Source organism: Paenibacillus sp. EC2-1 (assembly GCF_049311625.1).
Taxonomy (GTDB): Bacteria; Bacillota; Bacilli; order Paenibacillales; family Paenibacillaceae; genus Paenibacillus_AQ.
In genome coordinates, this window is sequence record NZ_CP186006.1 from 3,660,872 (window position 1) to 3,683,616 (window position 22,745).

23 protein-coding genes are annotated in these 22,745 nt (G+C 41.7%); 3 read left to right on the plus strand and 20 right to left on the minus strand.

Annotated elements, in window-relative coordinates:
* Positions 1 to 24: 24 nt before the first annotated feature.
* The 20 genes from ACK8P5_RS17155 to ACK8P5_RS17250 form a co-directional block, all read right to left on the minus strand.
* On the minus strand, positions 25 to 837 hold the full coding sequence (locus tag ACK8P5_RS17155; RefSeq protein WP_422657478.1) for a class I SAM-dependent methyltransferase: 813 nt from the start codon (positions 835 to 837) through the stop codon (positions 25 to 27).
* On the minus strand, positions 809 to 1,750 hold the full coding sequence (locus ACK8P5_RS17160) for a phosphotransferase (RefSeq protein ID WP_422657479.1): 942 nt from the start codon (positions 1,748 to 1,750) through the stop codon (positions 809 to 811). Before ACK8P5_RS17160 ends, ACK8P5_RS17155 begins: the two co-directional genes overlap by 29 nt.
* A gap of 88 nt (positions 1,751 to 1,838) precedes the next feature.
* Positions 1,839 to 2,291 carry a VOC family protein gene (locus ACK8P5_RS17165; RefSeq protein WP_422657480.1) on the minus strand — a complete coding sequence of 151 codons (453 nt, stop codon included), beginning with the start codon at positions 2,289 to 2,291 and terminating at the stop codon, positions 1,839 to 1,841.
* 138 nt (positions 2,292 to 2,429) lie between these two features.
* Positions 2,430 to 3,011: a TetR/AcrR family transcriptional regulator gene (locus tag ACK8P5_RS17170; protein WP_422661502.1), complete on the minus strand. Its 582-nt coding sequence runs from the start codon at positions 3,009 to 3,011 to the stop codon at positions 2,430 to 2,432.
* Between the two features lie 162 nt (positions 3,012 to 3,173).
* Entirely contained in the window at positions 3,174 to 3,821 is a 648-nt protein-coding gene (locus ACK8P5_RS17175) for a hypothetical protein (protein WP_422657481.1), read from the minus strand.
* A gap of 33 nt (positions 3,822 to 3,854) precedes the next feature.
* A complete protein-coding gene (gene yqeK, locus ACK8P5_RS17180) occupies positions 3,855 to 4,472 on the minus strand; it encodes a bis(5'-nucleosyl)-tetraphosphatase (symmetrical) YqeK (protein ID WP_422657482.1) in 618 nt (205 codons plus the stop codon).
* 161 nt (positions 4,473 to 4,633) lie between these two features.
* Positions 4,634 to 4,957, minus strand: coding sequence for a 2Fe-2S iron-sulfur cluster-binding protein (locus ACK8P5_RS17185; RefSeq protein ID WP_422657483.1), 324 nt, complete (start codon positions 4,955 to 4,957; stop codon positions 4,634 to 4,636).
* A 125-nt stretch (positions 4,958 to 5,082) separates the two neighbouring features.
* A complete protein-coding gene (locus tag ACK8P5_RS17190; RefSeq protein ID WP_422657484.1) occupies positions 5,083 to 5,676 on the minus strand; it encodes a DJ-1/PfpI family protein in 594 nt (197 codons plus the stop codon).
* The gene (thyX, locus tag ACK8P5_RS17195; RefSeq protein ID WP_422657485.1) at positions 5,651 to 6,403 is read right to left on the minus strand and encodes an FAD-dependent thymidylate synthase; all 753 of its coding nucleotides are present in this window, start codon (positions 6,401 to 6,403) and stop codon (positions 5,651 to 5,653) included. The genes ACK8P5_RS17190 and thyX overlap by 26 nt, the downstream gene beginning before the upstream one ends.
* Before the next feature lie 37 nt (positions 6,404 to 6,440).
* Positions 6,441 to 7,064, minus strand: coding sequence for a pyridoxamine 5'-phosphate oxidase family protein (locus ACK8P5_RS17200; RefSeq protein WP_422657486.1), 624 nt, complete (start codon positions 7,062 to 7,064; stop codon positions 6,441 to 6,443).
* Between the two features lie 35 nt (positions 7,065 to 7,099).
* The gene (locus ACK8P5_RS17205; RefSeq protein WP_422657487.1) at positions 7,100 to 7,558 is read right to left on the minus strand and encodes a GNAT family N-acetyltransferase; all 459 of its coding nucleotides are present in this window, start codon (positions 7,556 to 7,558) and stop codon (positions 7,100 to 7,102) included.
* Between the two features lie 38 nt (positions 7,559 to 7,596).
* Positions 7,597 to 8,475: an alpha/beta fold hydrolase gene (locus ACK8P5_RS17210; protein WP_422657488.1), complete on the minus strand. Its 879-nt coding sequence runs from the start codon at positions 8,473 to 8,475 to the stop codon at positions 7,597 to 7,599.
* A gap of 14 nt (positions 8,476 to 8,489) precedes the next feature.
* Positions 8,490 to 9,140 carry a cysteine hydrolase family protein gene (locus tag ACK8P5_RS17215; protein WP_422657489.1) on the minus strand — a complete coding sequence of 217 codons (651 nt, stop codon included), beginning with the start codon at positions 9,138 to 9,140 and terminating at the stop codon, positions 8,490 to 8,492.
* Between the two features lie 198 nt (positions 9,141 to 9,338).
* Complete coding sequence (locus tag ACK8P5_RS17220; RefSeq protein ID WP_422657490.1) at positions 9,339 to 10,919, minus strand: response regulator; 1,581 nt, start codon at positions 10,917 to 10,919, stop codon at positions 9,339 to 9,341.
* A 4-nt stretch (positions 10,920 to 10,923) separates the two neighbouring features.
* Positions 10,924 to 12,711, minus strand: a complete 1,788-nt coding sequence (locus ACK8P5_RS17225) for a sensor histidine kinase (RefSeq protein WP_422657491.1) — start codon at positions 12,709 to 12,711, stop codon at positions 10,924 to 10,926.
* A 289-nt stretch (positions 12,712 to 13,000) separates the two neighbouring features.
* The gene (locus ACK8P5_RS17230) at positions 13,001 to 14,638 is read right to left on the minus strand and encodes an extracellular solute-binding protein (RefSeq protein ID WP_422657492.1); all 1,638 of its coding nucleotides are present in this window, start codon (positions 14,636 to 14,638) and stop codon (positions 13,001 to 13,003) included.
* 43 nt (positions 14,639 to 14,681) lie between these two features.
* Positions 14,682 to 15,572 carry a carbohydrate ABC transporter permease gene (locus ACK8P5_RS17235; protein ID WP_422657493.1) on the minus strand — a complete coding sequence of 297 codons (891 nt, stop codon included), beginning with the start codon at positions 15,570 to 15,572 and terminating at the stop codon, positions 14,682 to 14,684.
* 13 nt (positions 15,573 to 15,585) lie between these two features.
* Positions 15,586 to 16,515 carry an ABC transporter permease gene (locus ACK8P5_RS17240; RefSeq protein WP_422657494.1) on the minus strand — a complete coding sequence of 310 codons (930 nt, stop codon included), beginning with the start codon at positions 16,513 to 16,515 and terminating at the stop codon, positions 15,586 to 15,588.
* 297 nt (positions 16,516 to 16,812) lie between these two features.
* Entirely contained in the window at positions 16,813 to 18,717 is a 1,905-nt protein-coding gene (locus tag ACK8P5_RS17245; RefSeq protein WP_422657495.1) for a beta-N-acetylhexosaminidase, read from the minus strand.
* Positions 18,718 to 18,831: 114 nt separating this feature from the next.
* Positions 18,832 to 19,692, minus strand: a complete 861-nt coding sequence (locus ACK8P5_RS17250; protein ID WP_422657496.1) for a helix-turn-helix domain-containing protein — start codon at positions 19,690 to 19,692, stop codon at positions 18,832 to 18,834.
* A 133-nt stretch (positions 19,693 to 19,825) separates the two neighbouring features.
* On the opposite strand from ACK8P5_RS17250, the gene ACK8P5_RS17255 reads away from it, so the two are divergent.
* The 3 genes from ACK8P5_RS17255 (at position 19,826) to ACK8P5_RS17265 (ending at position 22,721) form a co-directional block, all read left to right on the plus strand.
* Complete coding sequence (locus ACK8P5_RS17255; protein ID WP_422657497.1) at positions 19,826 to 20,890, plus strand: Gfo/Idh/MocA family protein; 1,065 nt, start codon at positions 19,826 to 19,828, stop codon at positions 20,888 to 20,890.
* Positions 20,891 to 20,951: 61 nt separating this feature from the next.
* Positions 20,952 to 21,830 (plus strand): sugar phosphate isomerase/epimerase family protein, encoded by an 879-nt coding sequence (locus tag ACK8P5_RS17260; RefSeq protein ID WP_422657498.1) that lies wholly within the window; start codon positions 20,952 to 20,954, stop codon positions 21,828 to 21,830.
* 30 nt (positions 21,831 to 21,860) lie between these two features.
* The gene (locus ACK8P5_RS17265) at positions 21,861 to 22,721 is read left to right on the plus strand and encodes a sugar phosphate isomerase/epimerase family protein (RefSeq protein ID WP_422657499.1); all 861 of its coding nucleotides are present in this window, start codon (positions 21,861 to 21,863) and stop codon (positions 22,719 to 22,721) included.
* Positions 22,722 to 22,745: the final 24 nt, after the last annotated feature.

Here is a 22,745-nt window from a genome sequence, read left to right on the forward strand (position 1 = left end):
TTTATTATTCTTGATTTCTTTCCTCTACGATCTCCGACCAATATACAAAAGATGAGAAGACAGCCCGAGTATATACGGATTTGCTGCCTCTGTATAAATCAGTTCCATCACATCTCTGAAATCTTCTTCCCCACGCGAACGCCAATAATCGAACTGCTCAGATGAAAATGAACCAGCAACACTTGAAGAAGCGATCAAGTCCATACTTTCGAAGCCATGAGATTCCATAAACGGCTGAATATCTTCGATATTAAAATAATAAGCCCCCGTAAATCTTCCCTCATCACTATGATTAAATATGCCCGTTTCCATAAAGCTAGTTAGTTCACGCATATTATCATTCGGTCTCCACTGTAATGGATTAAGAAGTGAGTTGGTTAGGTGTCTCGTTCTGGTCATAAAAGCTACAAAGACAACTCCCCCTCTTTTGGTAACACGAGAAAGTTCTTCAATTGCTTGATTTCGCCCTATTTCATCTTGCAAATGATACATTGGACCGAGCATCAGGGAAGCGTCAAATTGCTCATCTTCAAATAGGTACAGATTCCGGGCATCTGCAACTTCAAGCGTTTTAAATCGATCAAGTAGATTAAGCTCATTAGCTTTTACAGAAGCTTGCTCTACCAATCTTGGCGTAAGATCTGTTAGAGATATGTCATATCCATGCATCGCCAGTTCCATCGAATACTTTCCAGGCCCAGCTCCATTATCTAGTACATGTCCCTGAACAGGCAAATACTTCTTCATATAATGGAGGTTTACCAAGTACTCCATAGGTTCCCGATCCAAGCGCCCCCACTCATCAAACCTATTGTAATACTCCAGAACGTTCCCCATATAAGCGTTCCTCCAATTGTTTGAAATACGCTAACTTGTCATCAATAAAATCATCACCGAAATCAATAGCACCATGGATATGAGGGTCCTTAAGACAAAGTCCCATCAACCATAGCTGTCTAATGCCGACAAAAATAGGCACTGCCTTCAGGTCATTCTCGGATAATACTCTGATCGATTGGTACCCATCTAGAAAAGCCCCCCAAATGCGCTCTAACTGATCCGGATCATGACCTAATCGAACCTCTCTAGCTAAACGAAATTCAGCAATATCATAGGCGCGCCAGCCATATCCACATAGATCAAAATCATAGTGAGTCATAACTAATTCCTCGGTGAAGCTAACATTGGTGTTACCATGAAGATCTCCGTGACATATTCCAAAGTCTAATTGTTCTAATGGAATTTCACGCAGGGATTGCTCCATTTGCAGCCCAAGCTTCTTCAAGAATTGTACATCTTCACCCCGATGCTGCATGTTAGATTCAATAATGGCAAGCGATTGATGAAGTAGGAAATCAAGATCGATTGGAGTTCTTTCGTAACCGCTCTCATAATGATCCGTTAGCATATGAATATTAGCAACAGCTTGGCCGAAGGAATAACTGATTTCTTCGTTATCCATTCCCCTTTCATTGCCCTCGGCAAAGGTGAACAGTACGCCGAATCGCGTCCCCTCTGGTGCCTCAAATGCTTGGATGTATTCATCGTGAACATCGGAGATCGGTAAGGAAACCGACACTCCCTTACGATCCAAATAGCGTAAGAGCTCTAGTTCAAAGGCAATTTCTGAATACTCTTGTCTCCGGTCCCCACGGTACACCCTGAATATGTAAAACTCATCTGATGTAGTCACTAAATAGGTATCATTCATCCCCCTTAGAAGATAAGTCGTGTTCTTTACTTGATCCAAGTTATAATTCTTCTTGATATATTCGTTAAGAGCTAGGTCTGATAGTGTTGAATAGGAAATTGGAAAAAACATATAATGAGCACATCCTTCAATGGTTTGTATGTCGAATAAATTCTTCCTTCATGTCTTCTTCTAGATCATATTTGGACCAAGCAGCTTCGAGTAAGTTCCCCTCATTGTCCCTAAAATAAAAATATTTTGCTTCTCCCGCGCCCAACGTGTGCAGTTCCTCTACGTCTACTCCATTCTTCATCATGTATTCATGCGTATACTCAATATTCGGACAATTGATCGCCATCACGGGAAAAGGTTGACCATTTCGTGAGATTTGTAATCTACCTTGATCCTCTGTTTCAATCAGTAATACTGCAATCGAATACTTACCAGGATGATGAAGTACCGCTATACACGAACCTCGATCCTCAAATTTATTGATTAATTTAAACTCAAGGTTACTGCAATACCATTCAATAGACGCATCAATATTCGATGTAGGAATATATACATATCCAACTCTCGTAAAGAGATAATCTTTATCCATATAACAACCTCCGCAATCAATAGACTTGAATACCTGTTGTTATTATACGTTATATCCCGATACCACTTCCATATTTAGTTAGCATAGTGAATATCAAACAAATGAAAAAGCCCGAAACATATTGTTCCAGGCTCTTCGTTAACTTTCCATTTCATTTCCGTATGCTCGAATACCTTTTAGGAAAAAATCGATCAACAACTGTAAACTGTAATCCGGATCAATAGGTATATTGAAGTTTCCCGTCTGCTCTAGCGAAGCAAAACCATGCAGTAAACTATGAAGCCCCCTTACCGTATGTATAGCTGCATCACCTTCAAGACCATATGCCTGAAGCACCCGAACGAGTAAATCCACCGGAAGCCTAGCCACTTTATTGGTCTCTTCATCATTCCAGTCAGGCATACGTACCAGAGCGTCATATAAACCGGGATGCTCACGGGCAAAACGGATATATGCTTGAGCAATCTCATGAATGGCTTCATCTTGTGCTCGTCCAATCGCAGCATAGGTCAAAGCTTCATTCAGCTGTTTCATTCCATATAGAGCCAGTTTATGACGCACACCGTTCAGACCATCTACATGGTTGTACAATGATGGCGAACGGATACCTAGCTTTTTCGATAATGAGGCTAATGTTACTTCATCCAAGCCTTCTTTATCTGCTATGTCTGCTGCCGCTTGCATGATCATCTGTACGTCGAGTTTCACCCTAGGCATCAGTTCTTTCAACTCCTTAAAATAACACTATTACTAATTTAACTAATAAGATTAGTCCAAGTCAAGCTATGTTCCATATGTTTCATATCTTCTATATGCTTCATTCATCGCGTTCACGACTACTTGCAAGTTCGCATCAAAATAAAAAAAACAAAGGCATAAACTCTAATCGAGCTTGCCTTCGATCTTCTTATCTGTCTCAACTTTTATCTTCAGTAATAGCACAACCGATTCATCTTGAATCATTTTTTCTACTGACTGGCTGTCTTGATAATCATAGCTGCTTATAGTTTTCTTATTCGTCTTCCGATAGACACCTAAAAGTCTAGTCTCACCTGAATTTAAGCCAATCTGCTCATCTCCAATTGCATAATCCCAAGAGCTAGCCATCGTATTACTATGAAGCTGCATCTGATTATTCAACCTTGTCGGTGGTGCTTTCACTTGACCGGAATAAAGGAATAAAGAACCATCTTCACTTGTTGGATTAATTAGGCCGAACCCCATTCGTCCTTCTACCATCGGCTCAGGATTTAGGCCATAGCTTAGCTCAGTGAGATGAAATGGTTCCATTTTCTTACCATCAAGATAACCTTCCACCCAAATATTAACCCAGCTCTGATCAGCATAAGGTAACTTATAATCAAAATCATATAAAATCCCGAGTCCTAAATCTTTATATACTTTCTCGTACTCCGAGTTCAGATTAGCTTTAATATAAGCGACTGTATCATCCTTGGTCTCTTGTTTACCGCAGCCGATCAGACTTAACAATAAGACCGTGACAATCAATACTATAACGTGACGATTCATATTCCCCAGTACAATTCCCTCCTCTCAAAGCAGTCATCTCAAGCGTTCATTCAGTTCTTCATACGCCTCTCTTAACCAAGGATGGACCACTCTAAGTGTCTCCTTGCGTTCCCATAAGTAATTGATATATGAAAAGGCTCCGTGCGCTAATGAAATTTCTAGACTTTTATGAATCTGCTGTATATAAGGTGGTTTACCTGGCTGATCCCAAGCGATTTTATCTGCGACAAATAATACTTGGTCAAGTGTTGTTGAATTGGCTTTCAAGGTTGTATGACAGCTAACCGCATCCAAGATCCCTTGATTTGTAATCTTGAAAATATCTTGAGCCATGACTTTGGAGAGCTTCTGATGAATAATCATAGGAAATGATTCTTCCTCAGGAAGAACATCAATATCAAGTTTCTTTGCAGCCACAATCCGTTCATTGTTGGGAATGACCACGCTGATATCGTGTAGCCAGCCTGCAAGTTCTGCCTCATCTGGATCTACTTGAAATAACTGAGCTAGTCTCCTAGCCTCTCTCCCGACATCCATACAATGTTGTGCTGTCTCTGAACATTGATTCTGGATTAGAAATGTGGAAATGTCTTGCTTTAGGTCATTCGTGAAACTCATATCTCTAGTTAATTCTTTTAAGATAGCTTTCATTGAATTCACCTCATCATTATTTTATTTCTTTTAAGTCTCAGCATTCGCCCACCACTCCTTACTATTCTACAATCATAACCATATGACAAAAGGGACTGCTCTACGGATCTTTATAGATCTTTGGAGTCAGTCCCTATACTGTAGTGTTATCCGCTTATTGATTATTCTTGTGGTCGTGGACCTGCGTCTAATCCCGTCGATTCTACCGTCTTGATTAAACGGATCGATACATCCTCATGCACACGAACCTGGCAGGACAAGCGGATGGACGGATCCTCAATTCCCTTATTCTGACGAACCGTAGCTTCTGCTTCACCGATTTCGCCCAAATCACCTGTTAGCACTTCAACTGCGCAGGTTGTACATCTTGCATTACCACCGCAGCGGTGCAGCACATCTACACCTTCATCCTCTAATGCAAGAACAAGCTTCTTACCTTCTTCAGCCTGAATGTCCTGCTTTCCTTCTACTTGAATTACTGGCATCAATACGTCCTCCTCATTATTCATCTTAGAGCAAACTGTTGGAATATAAAGTATATCATTATTTCAATGAACTTATATACTCACGTTACTATTACTTAGCCTTAACTAAGGAATCTAATCACCTATTAACGGTGATCATCAATCTCTATAATACCTTGCATCTCATAGGGATAGTCAATTTGCTGCTTAACTAGCTTCATTTCCTCTTCTCCTGCAAAAAGCTTTATGATATATAGCCCCAAATCGATCGAAGTGGATACTCCACCTGCTGTAATAATATTTCCATCCCTTACAATCCTGGACTTTACAACTTCTCTGCAGTATGGCTCCAGTAGGTCATATGCTCCCGGATGGGTCGTTGCCGCTTTATTGGTTAAGAAACCAGCAGCTCCCCATAGTAAGGAACCTGAACAGACCGATACTTTATATGGAACTGCCTCAGCTGTTCTAACCCATTCGATAAACTCCTGATCATAACGAAGACTTCTCGTCCCCATACCACCCGGAACAAACACCAGATCATAATCGCCTAAATTCGGCTTAATCTTATTCACTTTCACGGTTAACCCAAGTTCATCAGTAACCTCTTCACTCAGACCACAGATATCCCATGTGGTACCTTTCGTTTGTTCAAATAGGTTCAACCTGTATATCACATCATAGAATCCCACAAAGTCTAAAAAAGTCACTCCATTAAAGAGAACTAATCCGATCTTCATTTACATCCTCCTCTTGAGCTAGATCTCTATCAATCAATTGATCGATAGCGTTCGGAAACAAAGGCTTACTTAGCTCTAAAATAGCCTTAGCGTAATCTTGAATTTCCTTCTGAGCGTCTTGCTCCAGTCTCTGGTTGAGGAAATGACACACCGACTGAAGGGAGGCGGTCCAATACCATCGAACATACATTCCATATGCAGGTAGAAAAAGTCTCGCTTGTTCAGGACATACACCGCTATCTAACGCTTCTTCATACTTTCGCATTCCTGAATCTATGTATACCAGTAATTCCGCTGTAAGTTTAGCTCCGATCCTATCATCCAGAACCTCACCACTGCCTTGCTTCGAATTCTCGGGTTTACTTCTCCACTCATCAGTAGCTGGGATATAAAATGTTGCCTCTTCTGTAATATATCTTCGACTGGATTCATTCCATGCTTCAAGACTGTCTCCGGTTCCCTCAAAATGCGCAGATCCAATCACATACTTCCACCATTGTCTAGCGACCATAAGAGGTGCATAAATTTCGAATTGAAGCATCGCATGTCTAAATGGAGAGGTATGACCTTCTCTTGCTAAGAACTTAATAAGTCTAATATCTCTATCCGTTAACACTGTAGATTCCTTGGCATAGGATACCCGCGCCGCATTAACAACGGCTAAATCGGTACCCATATGATTCACTAGTCGAACATATCCCTTATCCAAAACATTTATAAATGACACTTTCGTCCACTCCTTGTTGTTACGCTATTCTTTTACTTCAATAAAGCCTCTTCTCATAAGATTCCTTTAATGATCTGGATACATCATCTTCCTTAGCTCCAGCATGAGCCGCTATGATTCTCGCGGGCTTAGGTAATTCATTCACATCTTGCCAGCTTTCAGGATCCCATAACTTTGATCTTTTGAAAGCTTTAGCACAGTGCATGTAGCACTCTTCGATGGTTACACCAATCCCCAAAGTTGGCACTTTACCATTCGCCCTCATCGATTCCAGTATATGAGCATCCTTTATAACACACGCTCTCCCGTTAATTCGCAAGGTTTCCTCTAACTGTGGGATTACGAGAATAATTCCAATATGAGGGTTTGATAAAATATTCAATATCGAATCGAGTCTTCGATTACCCGGTCTTTCAGGGATTACAATGTGCTGATTATCAATAATATGTATAAATCCTGCTTGATCTCCTCGAGGAGAAACATCACAATTTCCGTTATTATCTGAAGTGGATATGAATATCATAGGTGACTTCTGAATGAAATCAATACAGTGACTATCCAGAGAATGGATTGTCTTCTTGGATACCAATGGGCTTGGATACCCCAGTAGATCTCTGAGCTCTGACTCACTAGTAATTCTCTCTCGAAAAGGATGATCCATATTTCAACTCCTCTACCATGTAGCTAATAGTTACGTCACACCTGCAAATCATAGTGATAGAATTCCTCGTCCTTAATAAACCCATTTCTCTCATATAACTTTTGCGCTACTTCGTTATCTACTGCCGTAGATAGTGACAGTCCCTTAGACTTTGTTTCCTTGGCAAGAAGCTTCGCCTGATCTAATAACAATTGAGCTATCCCCTGACCTCGATAATGTTCAGCTACATATAGGTCATTTAATGTCCAAGCTCTGCGCATCGATATGGAGGAGAATGTGGGATATAACTGTGTAAAGGCTATGATTGCATCCGTTCCGTTATCCACAGCAATGTAGATAATCGATTCTTCAAGCTTCAGTCTCTCAGACAAGAACAGCTTAGCACCTTCAAGATTCGAATCTTGCTTATAAAACACTCGATAAAGATTGAATACATCGGCTAATGGATTCAAATCTTCTATAGTTGCCTGTCTAACGGTAAACATCCTACTCATCCTCATTCGTCCTTCCTTTACAAATAATATTTTTCACCCTACGCGAGCAGATAATTACAGATCACGGCGTTTACTTCATCCGCTTGCTCATGATTCACGGCATGCCCAGCATCCTTCACAATCTTGTAACACAATTGATTGTCTCGTAGTTTCAGTATTGCCTTCGGATAATTAGATAATATATCTAACTCCCCTATAATGAACAGAGACTTATCTCTTAATAATTGAAGCTGCGTGTCGTCGAAAATAATTGTCTTATGCTTCATCATTGATTTATTGTTGAAATACTTAAGTAGATAATACCAATGATTCATAAGGATTGGGTGATTCTCAAACACCGTATAATTCGGACCACATAGCTTCCTTAATAGCTTTTTACTGTTCTTCTCTGTTGGGAAGATTGCTTCCGGTAAAAATGCCTTCATCATCGTTCTTATGATTTCCCCTTGGCTGCTAGCCACTCTTCCTGCCATACATACAATCTTTCTAACCTTGGATGGTCTCATTATTGCATAATGATATGCTAGATAGGCTCCGTAGGAAACCCCTGCAATATTGACCTCTTCCAATTGTAACTGTTCCAATATTTCATCAAGCCAGATGGTCTGATCAAATGACCTATAATAATGTTCATTCGGTTCGCTCCTACCAGACCCTCCAATTGCATCCACAGCAATAACATAGAAATGTTCAGACAACCGCTTGATGTTGTACAGCCACATCATCGCTGAGTTATCACCTACGCCATGGAACAATAATAATGGAGGATTCGTTATGACGCCCGCAATGATGATATGTGTACTTCCATAAGAAGTCAGGATATCTTGTCGTTCGTGAATTACATTCCAGCTATCTAATAACCGATTATACGTATCATGAATGAGTTCCTGACCTTCTTTGCTTTTATACCTTTTCATAAGTCCTACGCTCCTTAGGGTATAGAAACGGTTAACGCGTCAATAAACTCTTTCGTTGAATATACATTCACACCGATGTTTTGAATTTCCTCAATTCCTTTAGGATACACACCTGAAACGGCATCCTCCACCATTACGACTTTAAAATCCCGTTCACTCGCTTCATACATACTTGTTCGAGGACAGTTTGGAAAGTTACAGCCGATAAAAACCAAGGTATCTATATCCTTCTCTTTCAAAAAATGCTCTAGGTCTGTCTTATAAAATGCCCCCCAGCGAGATTTGTACATTACCCATTCCTCCTCGGCGATACACTGCATTTCGCCATTTAATAGTGCCTCAAAGTTCAAATTCTCTGCATGCAGCGGCATTATAGAACGGACAAGTTCAGCTCCGGAAGATTGAGGGCACACAATGCGAGCTCCAGATTCAATGAGTGATCTTCGGCACAAATCAACGTTGGTTCCATCTTCCCTATAGATGCGAATCACATGTACAATGGGAATCTTTTGAACTCTGCATGCTTTTAGAATACTTTCCATGTGTGGAATCACTTCATATGTCCCTTTAATTTCAGCAACAGCCCCTGGCAAGCTAAAGTCATTTTGGGTATCGATCGTAATGACTGCACATTTCTCAAAATTAGGTTCGGTATAACTACTCACAGTATCATTCACCTCCTCCTTAGAATGAACTAGCCCATTCAAGACAACAAAACCCGACCACAGATAGTTCCTATCTAGGATCGGGTCATGTTGATCAATTGTAAGATGTCCTTCATCATTATACGACATAAACATTTCATTTCGTTACCTTTTATTCAAGTCCCACAAAAAGTATCATTTATCATTAAAATGTATACATTACTTCATCTCGGCTCGCATTTCACCTGCACTCTTGCCCGTATACTCCTTAAACTTCTTATAGAATGCATCAAGCTGCTTGAAGCCGACTTCAAGAGCAATTTCGTAAATCTTTTTATCCGTATGAACGACAAGGGATTTCGCCTTCTCCATACGTGTGCGCATCAGATAATCATTAAATGACATTCCCACCGTTGACTTAAATATCTGACCTAAGTACGTCGGATTCATATGAATTTCTTCAGCAATCATTTTCAGATGGATATTATTAGCATAGTTCTCTCTCACCATCGCTTTAACTCGCTCCACTGTCTTGGCAGAGGAGGACATCTTGAGTCTCGCCAGATATTGGATCACTTCGAAACACTTCTGCTCTGTGAAATTCATTATCTCATCAAGTGTCTTGATATCTAGAATAATTCGAGTTTCATGCGTCTCGTCTTCGAATATATGATGATACGGCTCCTCCATATCCTTAATTAGACTGAATAAATGTGTGAATAGTTCAAGCACAAAAGACTGGACCGTTCGCTTGGAAGCTCCGCATGCCAAGAACCGTCTTTTCTGATCAGCTAGTAAGGAGGATAGCAGTTCCTCATCCTTAGCACTTATCGAATCGATGATCGCCCGAATATACTTGATCGCTGGCGAATTCAATGGCATATCATAGGCATTAAACTGGGCTGAAGAGATGATCTGTCCATGAAACAAAAAGTTCATCTCCATTCTCCGCAGCGCCATTTCGAACGAACTTGCTAATTCTCTCAGATCTTGAATCTCATCACCAATCGCGATAGAAACGGGTAGCTTCACATATTTTCTAATACTATCCCTAATCAGTTCAGCTAGCTGCTGAACCACTTCTTCACCAGATTCTGAAGTATCACCTATTAATACAACGCCCAACCGATCTCGCGATTCTTCGAAAATATAACCACGATGCACAAGTAATTCTTCCAACACATTTAGGACCGCAAAACGCTGTATCCCCATCTCATCTTCTGTCCAAGAAGAATCCGTCAGATCTTGAAAATGCATCTCTATAAGCAGTGGACAAATCCAAGACTTCTCCTCTACTGGTATATTGAGAAATTCCAACTCCGTGCCAATCTCCTCATCCGTGAGAAATCCATGCGCCCAGCGTTTTAGAATCCGCTCTCTTAATGCTGGAATGCCGTGATGTAATTGCTTATTCATTTGAAGCTCATAAGTAAGTTCTTCCTTAATACTCTGAAGCAGTTCTGAGAGGTTCTCTTGATCCACTGGCTTGAGGAGATAGTCCTTTACCCCATGTTTAAGACACTCTTTTACGTAGTCGAATTCCTCGTACCCACTCATTACGATGATAGGAATATCTTCTGATAGGGTGCGAATACAACGGATTAACTCTAGCCCGCTCATCCCCGGCATTCGAATATCTGTAATAACAAGGTGAAATATTTCATTCTTTAATAGCTCCAACGCTTGTTTTCCATTCGCCGCTTCACCTGTAATGATATAACCGTATTCATTCCAATCCAACATATATTTCAAAGATTTGAGAGCACCCGGTTCATCGTCAACAATTAATACTCGAAACATCGATCTATTCCTCCTTCTGTCTGCTCCACACCGTCGGCAGTACCATACTTACGCGTGTCTCTTCACCTGCTACGCTGACAATATCAAGCCCGTAATCCGTGCCGAATGTCATCTGAATCCGTTGCTGTGTATTGAGGAGCCCTAGATGCTGATTATGAGTTTCTACCTCCGGATTCTGAAGACGCTCCCATATTTCAGATAACTTCTCAGCAGAGAAACCTGGACCATTGTCCTGCACTGAAATCCGGTAGTGCCGATCATCAATCCATTCTCCTCGAACCTTGATTATCGTGTCACTCTCGTTATTTTCTAGCGCATGGATCATCGCATTCTCTAGTAAGGTATGCAGAGCAAGCTTAGGGATCGGAAATGGATGTAGTGATTCGGGAACCTCACTAGAATAGATCAAGCGACTTCCATAACGGAACATCTGCACGTTCATGTATGTGTTCACAGCATCCAGTTCTTCCCCTAAGCGCACTACATCTCCTTTTCGATTCAACATATTTCTAAAGGATTGAGCGAACCATTTAACGATATCTGCATTCTTATGGTCACCGTTCTCTAGTAAGTTACCTCGGATCGCATTCAGTGTATTAAATAAATAATGTGGATTAATTTGGGCTTGAAGCGCATACAATTCAGACTCTCTGCGCTTTAGCTCAAGCTCTTTACGTTCGATTTCCGCTTCGTACACTTGCTTAATCAGGAGGTCCATACGAGCCATCATCTGATTAAATTTATAGCTCACTTGGCTGATCTCGTCATTGCCTCTAACTTCAATAAATGATTGCAAGTTATCGGTGTTCATCTCTTTAATCTTAAGAGCAAGTACTGTAAGCCTTTTCGTTAATCCAGTAGATATCGCATAAATGATAACCATACATAACAGTAAGGATCCCACATACAATGCAAGCGCTATCCATTTCATCTGATTAACTTTACTGATGTACTGATCTATCGAGACCAGAGAGACAATTTTCATGCCAGATACACTATGTCTTGTATCGAGCGTCTTGGATACGAGTAAATATTTCAATCCATCTTCCATATACATCGAAGTAATGTTATCGTGTGCTGCAATCTCATCATAAAACCCATAATCCTGAATATGCTGTCCTTCGATGCTCTTCATCCCATTGTCCGCAATAACTTGGCCATTGTTTAAAGCGATAACGTATCGCTGCTCCTGACCTTCTTTTGAGATTAAATCTTGTATGACGCGCTGATCGACATCTACGGCAATGAATAACTCGGATTGATTGAAAATATTGTACAGCTTACCTACGAGCCTGAGTACATCCGCCTTATAAATATCCGAACGCCCCAGATAGGTCCACACTCGAGATAATCGCTTGTCAGCATAATGCGCTGCTTTATACCAATCATGTTCTTGAATTTCATCATCAATATTCTTAACATCGGAGAACTGGAACGTTGGATTATTCGTATACATCATTAAATTCAAGGAATCTGTAGTAGCCCGAATAACATTCATATAAGGAGTTACTACGTCAAAATATACACCCTGCGCCTCTGAATCCGTTTCATAATGAGTGAGAAGGGCTTCTTGTATATCATTATTAATATAGAAAGAATCGATGACCTGCTCATATACCTTCATGGAGTTATCCAGATTTAAAGCCAGCTGAGAAACAGAATAGTTAACATTCTCTTTGGCTTTGTCTAATAAAATCCCACTAACATATTGGATGAGCACATTGGTCAGTACACCCAAGAGAATCGTAACGACAAGCATGTTTGCCACAAAGATTTTTGTCCTGATCTTCATATCTATATCTCCACTGGCTTCAACTGGACAATCGCAAAACTGTCAGTCTAGCCTCTATCGTTGTCTATTATTGTCGTATAATGTCACTATTCGATCTTTTTCTTTATTATAACGCTCTTATTCATTCTGCCTACCCCTTATTCCATAAAATACTACAGCGAAAAACCAGCCGGAAAACGGAATAATTGACTTTTTCTTGGGCTTCAGGGGAACACAGCTCTGTGCCTTAAGATATCTGTCTAATTATTCTGTAATCCAGCTGGCTTATGCTAGACAATAGAGTTCGTCACTACTTTACCGCTTGATTATAACGAGCCATAAAGTCCTGCCATACTTTAGTCATGCTCTCATCCAGTTTTTGCTTGCCGTTCTTCTCAATTTGAGATACAGCTCCGTTCCAGCTGCTCTCGAACTCAGCTTCTGTTTTGGAAAGAATGACTTTAGCCGCTTCTTTATGCCAAATCTCTTCAAGTTTGATTGCAATCGGCTTTGCATCTTCCGGGGTATTCAACTGCCATAGCATAGTTGGGTAAATAACTGGTTTAGCTGCGAAGTCAGCCCAAGTTTGTTTACCATATTTAGCGAGAACTTCTTTAGTACGATCATCGTAAGAAGAAGCTACAAAGTCCTTCGTAATTGGAGTTGCATAATCACCATCATCAAGCTTAGCACCGTTACCATAACTAAAACGATTAAATGGTCCTTGAATTCCTTCGCTTGTTCCAACCGTTGGATCAGCTTTTATTTTCGCATCGAAATCAGCATTACGAACACGCTTACCGTCTACAATATCAAAGTGCTGTCCTTCAATCCCCCAGTTCATCAGGATCTGACCTTCATCCGTGAACAAGTAATCAATCAATTGAATGATACGCTCTGGGTTTTTCGCTTTAGATGTAATCGCCAGGTTCGTACTTGAGTTTGTTGGCGGGAAACCATTAGATTGGTCTTCGATTCCTTCGTTCAGCATAATCGGGAATTTTGCGTACAGCTTATCGTAATCTCCATTGGCAATGATGGAACTTTCGTAACCTCTCATCAACCAAGCTGGCATATAAGTTGCTAGTACACGACCTTGAGTAATTTTAGCTCCAGCCGTTTCTGCATTTAAGCTGAATACTTCCTTATCAAGCATACCTGCATTTTGTAGTTTATTCAGAAACTTCATATACTGCTTCACTTCATCACTTGTCATAGCGAAGCTAACATTGTCATTCTTGATTTCGTAGAAACCATGGTCAGGCAGACCCGCTGCGTTCAGAGCAGGGTTAATATCAAGCAGACCACCACTGATTCCGGAGAAAGGAATCACATCTTTCCCGTCTTCTGTTTTTGGATGCTTCTTATAATAAGATTCAAGAACAGTGTACAACTGATCAAGAGTTTTAATCTCAGGGTATCCTGCTTCTGCCAATACATCATACTGAACTAAGAATGATGCTTGGGAATCTGGAGAAGGTTCTGTTGCAAGATTCACGCCATAAAGTGAATAGATATGTCCCTCTTCATCTTTAAGCAGATCAAAATACTTGCCGAATTTCTTCTTAATGTTCGGTCCATGCTCTTCGATCAATTCTTCCAGCGGAATTACAGCGCCCGCATCTTTGTACTTACCAATCGTCAGCGGAGAATCATTAATAATGTCAGGGTAATCTTCGGAAGCAAGCCATACATCGACTTTACTAGCTCCGCTACCGCCACCATCAACGATTGGAAGGTATTCGAATGATACGCCTGTCTTTTCTTCTAGCTTCTTGTTGATCGGTGTATCCCACTTGTAGCTGGAATCCCATACTTGCATTGAATAGTTAATCTTTCCACCATCGTCACCACTGCTCTTATCCGTACCCGCGTCTTTACTTCCACAGCCCGCAACCATCGAAGCTGCCAGAAGCAATGACAGGCCTGTTAGCCAGCGTTTACTCATTTCTATCGCCCCTTTTTATATGTGATGATATATTATGCGGAAACTATTCTTTAATAGCTCCGATCATAATCCCTTGAATAAAATACTTCTGTAAGAATGGATATACGAATAGAATCGGTATTGTTACGATAATAGTCATCGTTGCGCGAATTGACTGCGGCGTAATTTGTCGCAATGTCTCACCGGCGAGCGATCCTGTCGCATTACTCGTTACCTGCTGCGTAGACTGCATAAGAATTTTCATCAGCTCATATTGCAGTAGGTTTAAATTCTCCCTAGTGTTATACATATAGTTATCAAACCATGAATTCCAGTGACCTACCGATACGAACAACGTAATGGTTGCTAGCACGGGCATACTGACGGGCAGCACGATCTTAAACAGTGTCTGAAATTCATTAGCTCCATCTATTCTAGAAGCTTCAATCAACCCATCTGGGAGCTGATCAAAGTACGAACGAATGATGATGACATTAAAGACGCTGATCAAGCCTGGAATAATGTAAACCCAGAAACTGTTGGTAAGTCCGATATTTTTGATAAGCATGTAAGTAGGGATCAATCCACCACTCACGTACATACTGATGATCATAATCCAGTTAATTGCTTTACGCAGAATGAACTCTTTACGCGACAAAGTGTATGCTAACATCACAGAACAGATCAATGACAATCCGGTACCTAGAACGGTTCTTGTAATAGATCGCAATGTTGCCCCTAGCAAAGCATCATTCTGAAAGACGACTTTATAGTTATCCAAAGTAAAAACATTAGGCCATAAGTATACTTGACCTCTCAGTGTATCCCCCGATTCGTTCAAGGATATGGCGAGCAGGTTCCAGAATGGATATATCGTACAAATCGTCAATAAAGAAAGCAGTGTATAGTTCACGACATTAAATAGAATATCTCCGGTGCTTTGTGATTTTTTCATGCTCTCCCCCCTCTTAGAACAACGATGATTGTCCGGCTTTTTTCACAAACTTGTTGACGGTCAGCACCAGGAATAGACTCACAATACATTTGAAAATACTGAGTGCAACCCCGATGGAATATTGCCCTGCTCCGAAAGACAAGTTAAGCGCGTACAAGTCGAGCACCTCATAGTAATCAACTGTCAGGGAGTTACCGAGTAGCATTTGTGATTCGTAGCCCGTATTGACAATAGAACCGAGCGATAGAATCAAAAGAATTGTTGCGGTTGGCATCAGACCGGGAATAGAGATATGCCAAATTTTCTGGAAACGTCCAGCTCCATCCACTTCGGCTGCCTCAAAGGATTCTGGATTCAAACCAGCAATGACCGCCAAATAAATGATTGTACTCCAGCCAAGCTCTTTCCATAGACCCGTTAGCGTATGGATAACCCAGAACCACTCGCCCTTAGCCATAAAATAAATCGGCTCATCGATGATCCCGAGCATCATCAGAAACTGATTGACGAAACCGCTATCCGGAGATAGGAACGTAAGCACGATGTTCGCGATAACAACCATCGATACAAAGTGTGGTATGTAGGTAATGGTCTGCACCGTTCTTTTAAATCTCACATTCTTGATCTCATTAAGGAATAGTGCAAGCGCGATCGCCCCAACAAATCCGGTGATGAGACTCATTAAGCTCATCGCGAGTGTGTTTCTCAATACGAGAAAGAATCTTTCATCATGAAACAGTGTGACAAAGTTCTCGAGCCCGACAAACTTGCTTCCCATAATCCCTTTACCTGGGGAATACTTCTGAAAAGCCATAATCCAGCCCCACAGTGGAACAAAGCTAAACAATATCAGTAAAAGCACAAACGGAACGGACATGATCAGCAATTGATATTGCGCTGCCAATCGTCTTAACAAAGATTTCTTGCGCGGCGTATCAATCATGTTCGCATCTGCGTTGGTATGAAGTGATGTCTGTCTAATAGTAGGCGCCCCCTCTCTAAAGTGTCTCCTCGTTGTTTTTTCTCTATTTGGTTCATTTGACCTAACTCAATTATGTTGAATTTATCCCCTGCACAAAACCCGTATTTCGTTAGAACATAACCTGTAAAATCTTACAACTTACCTTGTAAATCATATTTTCGATGCAAAAACAAAAAGAAGATCACCCTTTGATTGGGGCAATCCTCTTCTTGAAACTAGCATTATTGGGCGTTATAAAACACTTGCGTTCATGTCTTCCTAAGTGAGAGCGTTCGCTGTAACAATACTTTGATACGATGCATTAACATTCAGCGGAGCTGTTGGTGTACCCGTCTGATCATAGATCAGGCGCGCCTCTTCCAACTCTTCAAGTGCTTCTATATCTCCATGGATATAATCGAGCAAACGGTCACCTGCGGATTGAATACGAGCTTTCAGTCCACCATAACGAATATCGAGTACTTCCCAGCCGAATGCTTTATATGTAAGCATCCATACTTTACGATGAGATAGTCTCAATTCTTCTACACGACGAATCAGCTCGGGCAGTTCGGTAGTAGCGATCGCTTTCAATTCCTCCATCGCACCCGCATCATAACTCCGCTTGATGCGAACACCAAGGGTCCCTTTCACAGACAAAACGCTAGCCAGTTTCTCATAAGTTTCAAACAGTGCATTGAAAGGAGCGGGCATCTGTCCTTTAACTTCATACCATTTCTGCTCCATCTTGTCGTAATAGTCTCCAAGCATTGATTCTGTCTCTGGTTCAATATGCCCATCGAACAGTCCTAACAACAAGTCCTGCCACAATAGAAACTTCGAAGTATTCGCCATCCAGTGATTTCCTTCATCTACACCAGGAACTTCGTCCATATATTTCAGTGAAACCAATGGTTCGAACAGGTCAAGTCCTGTACAAGCTTTCAGACGTTTAGCAAGACGAGCATCGTCAACCTCATCTCCATAGCCGTGTTCCGCGAACAGCTGAAGACCAGCCAAGATTACGAGATGATTCGTTTCATTTCCATTGTCACCCCAAGCTGTGGCCAGAACTTCCCGTAGTCCTTTTTTCTTCGCAGCTCGTAGTGCAGGATGACTCGTCGTCCATGTCTTACCGTAGTTTGGAGCAATGGAGTTCCACATATGAATACCACCAGCAAAAATCGGCATGGAGCCGAACTTCATGTGCATGTCATATATTTTCTCATAGCCCTGCTCATCACCTTTACCATAATCCCAATATACAAACTGGACGCCATCAGGAATCTTGTCCATGTTCTCTTCCGAGAAATTAGCATTGACGTTGTATAGATGACCTTGATAGTCATTGGAGAGTAGGTTGAAATACATATCACTCCAGATCATCGGACGAAGCTCATATTTATTCGTAATGTCGAGCACTTTGCTCACATGTTCATTCATAATTTCAAAGCGGTCACGGAAACCATGCTTTCTCAAATAATTCCCCAGACCCACCTGGAATGCTTCATCCATACCAATATGAATCCGCTTCGAACGGAAAGTCTCTGCAGCGGTACGAATCATCTGCTCAATAAATTCGTAAGTCTTCGGCTCTCCAGCGAGCAGGATGTCGTTATGATCTTTGATTGCTCCAGCATAATTCCATTTCAGTGCTTGATGAAGATGGCCAAGTGTCTGAATGCAAGCAATCATCTCGATTCCGAACACATCTGCATAATCATCACATTCACGAAGCTCTTCCTTGGTGTAACGCCCTCTCATATATCCAAAATAGGGTAGATCCTCGATTTCATAGGTATCCTCTGTATACATCATTAAACCGTTCATGCCCATGACAGCCATGTAACGAATAAACTGCTTAATGGTCTCTACCTTCATGACACCATTACGGGACACGTCCAGCATCGTACCATTAAAATCAAATCTCGGTTGCTCCGATATTTCAAATGTCTCGCTCTCCTTGGCCTGTTCTACGAACAATCCCAGGGCACGGTAAAAATGAATTTTATTCTGGTAGTGGATCCTTCCACTATCTCCATTTCTTGTTACGGTAAGCGGGCCCTCACCTTGAACTACTTCAACAGTAATACCTCCTGCTTGAATCTGAATACCTAGCATATCAGCTAGTTCAGCAGTACCGCGGGTTAAATCCTCAGTCAATCCTTGAAACAACATTTTCATCTCGATTGATACCTCCGTCTGTCCGACTATACCAGTAACTTAATCAATACTAGTAGACCTTACAACCCCTAATATAATAGATCATCACCTATAATTAGCAAGATGAATACTCACTTATTGTCCAACACGATCACGGTAAGTTCGAGGTGACATGCCAGTAATCCGCTTAAATACACGTGAGAAGTAGAATGAATCTTTGTAACCAAGTGCTTCGCCCACCTCTTTTACGGTAAGTTCTGTATTCAGCAAAATATTCTTCGCTTCGGCAACCTTGAGTCTGTGTAAAAACTCATTCAAGGGATACCCCGTATACTCGTGAACGATCCTTCTAAGCGTCGATACCGAAATATGATGCCTTGCAGCCATTTCGGAGGGTTCATAATTCTTATCCAGTGACTTGGATAAATCATCAATTACTTTTAGGACAAAGCTCTCTCGATTATTCATTTCGGTACGATCCGATTGCGACACCAGATCATATAGGAAGGATTCCAACATTAAAGCGGCACGGTCCATATTACTTGGCACGCCACTATCAATAAGCATGAACATCATTTCCATGCGATGAAAAAGGGAGTCGTCAAAGGCGGCGCTTTTGATGAGTTCCGGGTTCATAAGCCAGTGCCTAACCCACTCCTCCACCCGGTACCCCTCCACGGTAAAATAATATTCATCCCAATATCCTTCCGAATAAGGACCATAGTTAAAGGAAGAACCTGGAAAAAGACAAAACCAGCTCCCAGCTTCTACCCTTTGTATTTCTCCACCGTCAACCTGATAATATCCACTCCCGCCTGTGATCATAACAAACGCCCAATCGTGGAATTTAGCATCCACTCGCTGCATAGTTCTTCCAGGTAAATGACCTGCATTAACAACCGCTAGTGACTTGATCTTCTGCTTGCTGGAATCCATCCTTGGATTATAAATTCTAATAGGGTGAGAACTGATCATATAATCCATGTATTTTGTCATCCTGCACATTCTCCCTTTAAAACAACTATGATAAATTAAACTTGCTTGAATAAATATAACATATCTGCGTTTTGTATATCCTGTCAGAAACAGTAAAAAAAGACGTAGATACCGAGAGGATGTAAGCGTAATCATGAGCAAAATCAAAGTTGGTGTGATCGGCTGCGGCTCGATCTCCGAATCCCATTTCCATGCTTATCACATTAATCCCGATGTAGAGATTGTTGCAGTCTGTGATCTAGTTGAAGACAGAGCTCGTGCAAAGGCTGAAAAATACAACGCATCGAATGTATATACCGACTATCATGAATTGTTAGCGAATCCGGAAGTTCAGGCTGTTAGTGTCTGCACATGGAACAACACCCACGCTGAGATCAGTATCGCTGCGCTTCGTGCAGGTAAAAACGTACTGTGCGAAAAACCGCTATGTAAAACGGTAGATGAAGCCCTTCAAGTAGAACAAGCCGTACGTGAATCAGGTAAGTTCCTTCAAGTTGGTTATGTTCGCCGACATGCTTCTAACATTGCTGTATTGAAGAAGTTTATTGATGCTGGTGATCTCGGTGATATTTATTTTGCCAAAGCTAGCCTGATCCGTCGTCTTGGTAATCCAGGTGGATGGTTCTCTGATAAAGAGCGTTCCGGTGGCGGACCATTAATTGATATCGGTGTTCATGTTATCGATCTCTGCTGGTATCTGATGGGTAAACCGAAGGTGAAATCCGTGAGTGGTAATACATACAACAAGCTTGGCAACCGCTCACATATCGAGAACTACGATTTCTATAAAGCAGCTGATTACAATGCAGCTGATAACGTGAATACAGTTGAAGATATGGCGAACGTGCTCATCCGTTTTGAGAACGGTGCATCGCTGATGGTTGATGTCAGCTTCACACTTCATGCGAAACAAGATTCCGGAACCATTAATATTTATGGAGACAAAGGCGGCGCTGAAATTGAGCCTGTACTGTCCATCTCTACAGAGCGTCACAACACGATCATTAATGTCAGCCCACAGCTCACAACACCGGGATTTGATTTCCAAGGTGCTTTCAATAACGAAATCACTCACTTTGTCGACAGCTGTCTCGGCAAGATTGAAACGAACAGCCCAGTTGAAGACGGTGTAGAAATGATTAAAATTTTGAACGCGGTATATAAGTCCGCTGAAGAAGGCATCGAAATTCGCTTCTAGGCGACTTTTGATCACGGAGTAATAATCACATATTTAAAATGATAAGGAGGCTAATGCCGCTATGAATTTAACGAATAAGATTGGTGTAATTGTAGACAGCTTTGGAGTTGGGGTTATGGAAGGCCTCAAGAAAGCGAAGGAAGTCGGAGCAGACGGTGTACAAATCTATGCCGTATCTGGTGAGATGGACCCAGCTGCCCTTTCCCCTGCCAAGCGTAAAGAGCTTCGCAACTATATTGATGGATTAGGCCTTGAAATTTCCGCTCTTTGCGGAGATTTGGCTGGACATGGCTTCCAAGATGCTGAAGCTAACCCAGAGAAAGTTGAAAAGTCTAAACGTATCCTCGATCTTGCTGTAGAACTAGGTAGTAATGTGGTGACAACCCACATTGGTATCGTTCCAGACGATAAGAACGGAAGAATCTACGAAGCGATGCAGCGTGCATGTGACGATCTTGGAGTGTACGCCAAGAGCATGAATGCTTACTTCGCGATCGAGACAGGTCCAGAACCTGCTGCACATTTGAAGAGCTTCCTCGACACGCTGAGCACGAACGGAGTTTCGGTCAACTTCGATCCAGCGAACATGGTTATGGTTACAGGAGATGATCCTGTAGAGGGTGTTAAATTGCTGAAGGATTATCTGGTACACACGCATGTGAAAGACGGTAAGCGTCTTCGTCCTGTCGATCCAAGAGACGTATACGGATATCTTGGATACGGTGCTATGGATCATGAGAAGATTGCTGAAATGGCATCCTCTGGCGCCGCATTTGAAGAAGTACCACTTGGTGAAGGTAAAGTAGACTTCCCAGCCTATTTCGCAGCACTTCAGGAAATCGGGTATAACGGATATTTAACCATTGAAAGAGAAGTGGGCAGCAATCCTGAGAATGATATCCGTAAAGCCGTTGAATTCATTAAAACTTACCGTGGCTAAGTGAATGAACATCTGAAGGGAGCGATCATATTGAAATTAGGAATTAGTTCATATAGTTTATTTCAAGCGATGAATGCTGGCAGAATGTCTATCGAGGAAGTCATTGAGTGGGTAGCTGAGATTGGTGGTAAGCATATTGAAATCGTACCGAATCTTGGTTTCGACTTCAACGCCAATCCTGAGCTCGAAGATAAGATCGTAGACAAGGCAAAATCCGTAGGGATCGATATTTCTAACTACGCGATCGGCGCTAACTTCATCACCGAGACGGAAGAGCAGTATGAAGCTGAAATCGCTCGCGTTATTAGCGAAGTGGATCGTGTTCATCGTCTGGGTGCCAAGCTCATGCGTCATGACGTTGCTTCAAGACCAGATACATCTATTGCTAATTTTAATGCTGATGTCGAGAAAGTAGCTCTTGCTTGCAGACGAATTGCCGACCATGCGAAGCAGTATGATATCACCACCAGTGTGGAGAATCACGGATATTATGTTCAAGCGAGTGACCGTGTTCAAACGCTGATTCATGCCGTAGATCGTCCAAACTTTAAAACAACGCTGGATGTTGGTAACTTCTTATGTGTTGATGAGAATCCAGTTGCAGCTGTGAAGAGTAACTTGAAGTACGCATCCATGGTTCACATTAAGGATTTCTATGTTCGTCCTTCCTACCGTAATCCAGGTGAAGGTTGGTTCACTAGTGCGAGCGGCAACTTCCTTCGCGGAGCGATCGCTGGCCAAGGCGACCTCGACATGTATGAAATTCTGCGCATCGTGAAAGAATCCGGTTATGACGGCTACATGTCCATTGAGTATGAGGGCATGGAAGAATGCACGAAGGGTACGAAGATTGCCTTTGATAATGTCAACCGTATCTGGAACGAAGTATAGCTTTGATTCAAACGAAGTAACGGG

Bases quoted from the DNA above. Each gene is read 5' to 3' on its own strand.
- ACK8P5_RS17155 (WP_422657478.1), bottom strand. From the start codon at position 837: ATGGGGAACGTTCTGGAGTATTACAATAGGTTTGATGAGTGGGGGCGC.
- ACK8P5_RS17165 (WP_422657480.1), bottom strand. From the start codon at position 2,291: ATGGATAAAGATTATCTCTTTACGAGAGTTGGATATGTATATATTCCT.
- ACK8P5_RS17175 (WP_422657481.1), bottom strand. From the start codon at position 3,821: ATGAATCGTCACGTTATAGTATTGATTGTCACGGTCTTATTGTTAAGT.
- yqeK (WP_422657482.1), bottom strand. From the start codon at position 4,472: ATGAAAGCTATCTTAAAAGAATTAACTAGAGATATGAGTTTCACGAAT.
- ACK8P5_RS17185 (WP_422657483.1), bottom strand. From the start codon at position 4,957: ATGCCAGTAATTCAAGTAGAAGGAAAGCAGGACATTCAGGCTGAAGAA.
- ACK8P5_RS17190 (WP_422657484.1), bottom strand. From the start codon at position 5,676: ATGAAGATCGGATTAGTTCTCTTTAATGGAGTGACTTTTTTAGACTTT.
- ACK8P5_RS17200 (WP_422657486.1), bottom strand. From the start codon at position 7,064: ATGGATCATCCTTTTCGAGAGAGAATTACTAGTGAGTCAGAGCTCAGA.
- ACK8P5_RS17205 (WP_422657487.1), bottom strand. From the start codon at position 7,558: ATGAGTAGGATGTTTACCGTTAGACAGGCAACTATAGAAGATTTGAAT.
- ACK8P5_RS17210 (WP_422657488.1), bottom strand. From the start codon at position 8,475: ATGAAAAGGTATAAAAGCAAAGAAGGTCAGGAACTCATTCATGATACG.
- ACK8P5_RS17220 (WP_422657490.1), bottom strand. From the start codon at position 10,919: ATGTTTCGAGTATTAATTGTTGACGATGAACCGGGTGCTCTCAAATCT.
- ACK8P5_RS17225 (WP_422657491.1), bottom strand. From the start codon at position 12,711: ATGAAGATCAGGACAAAAATCTTTGTGGCAAACATGCTTGTCGTTACG.
- ACK8P5_RS17230 (WP_422657492.1), bottom strand. From the start codon at position 14,638: ATGAGTAAACGCTGGCTAACAGGCCTGTCATTGCTTCTGGCAGCTTCG.
- ACK8P5_RS17235 (WP_422657493.1), bottom strand. From the start codon at position 15,572: ATGAAAAAATCACAAAGCACCGGAGATATTCTATTTAATGTCGTGAAC.
- ACK8P5_RS17240 (WP_422657494.1), bottom strand. From the start codon at position 16,515: ATGATTGATACGCCGCGCAAGAAATCTTTGTTAAGACGATTGGCAGCG.
- ACK8P5_RS17245 (WP_422657495.1), bottom strand. From the start codon at position 18,717: ATGAAAATGTTGTTTCAAGGATTGACTGAGGATTTAACCCGCGGTACT.
- ACK8P5_RS17250 (WP_422657496.1), bottom strand. From the start codon at position 19,692: ATGACAAAATACATGGATTATATGATCAGTTCTCACCCTATTAGAATT.
- ACK8P5_RS17255 (WP_422657497.1), top strand. From the start codon at position 19,826: ATGAGCAAAATCAAAGTTGGTGTGATCGGCTGCGGCTCGATCTCCGAA.
- ACK8P5_RS17260 (WP_422657498.1), top strand. From the start codon at position 20,952: ATGAATTTAACGAATAAGATTGGTGTAATTGTAGACAGCTTTGGAGTT.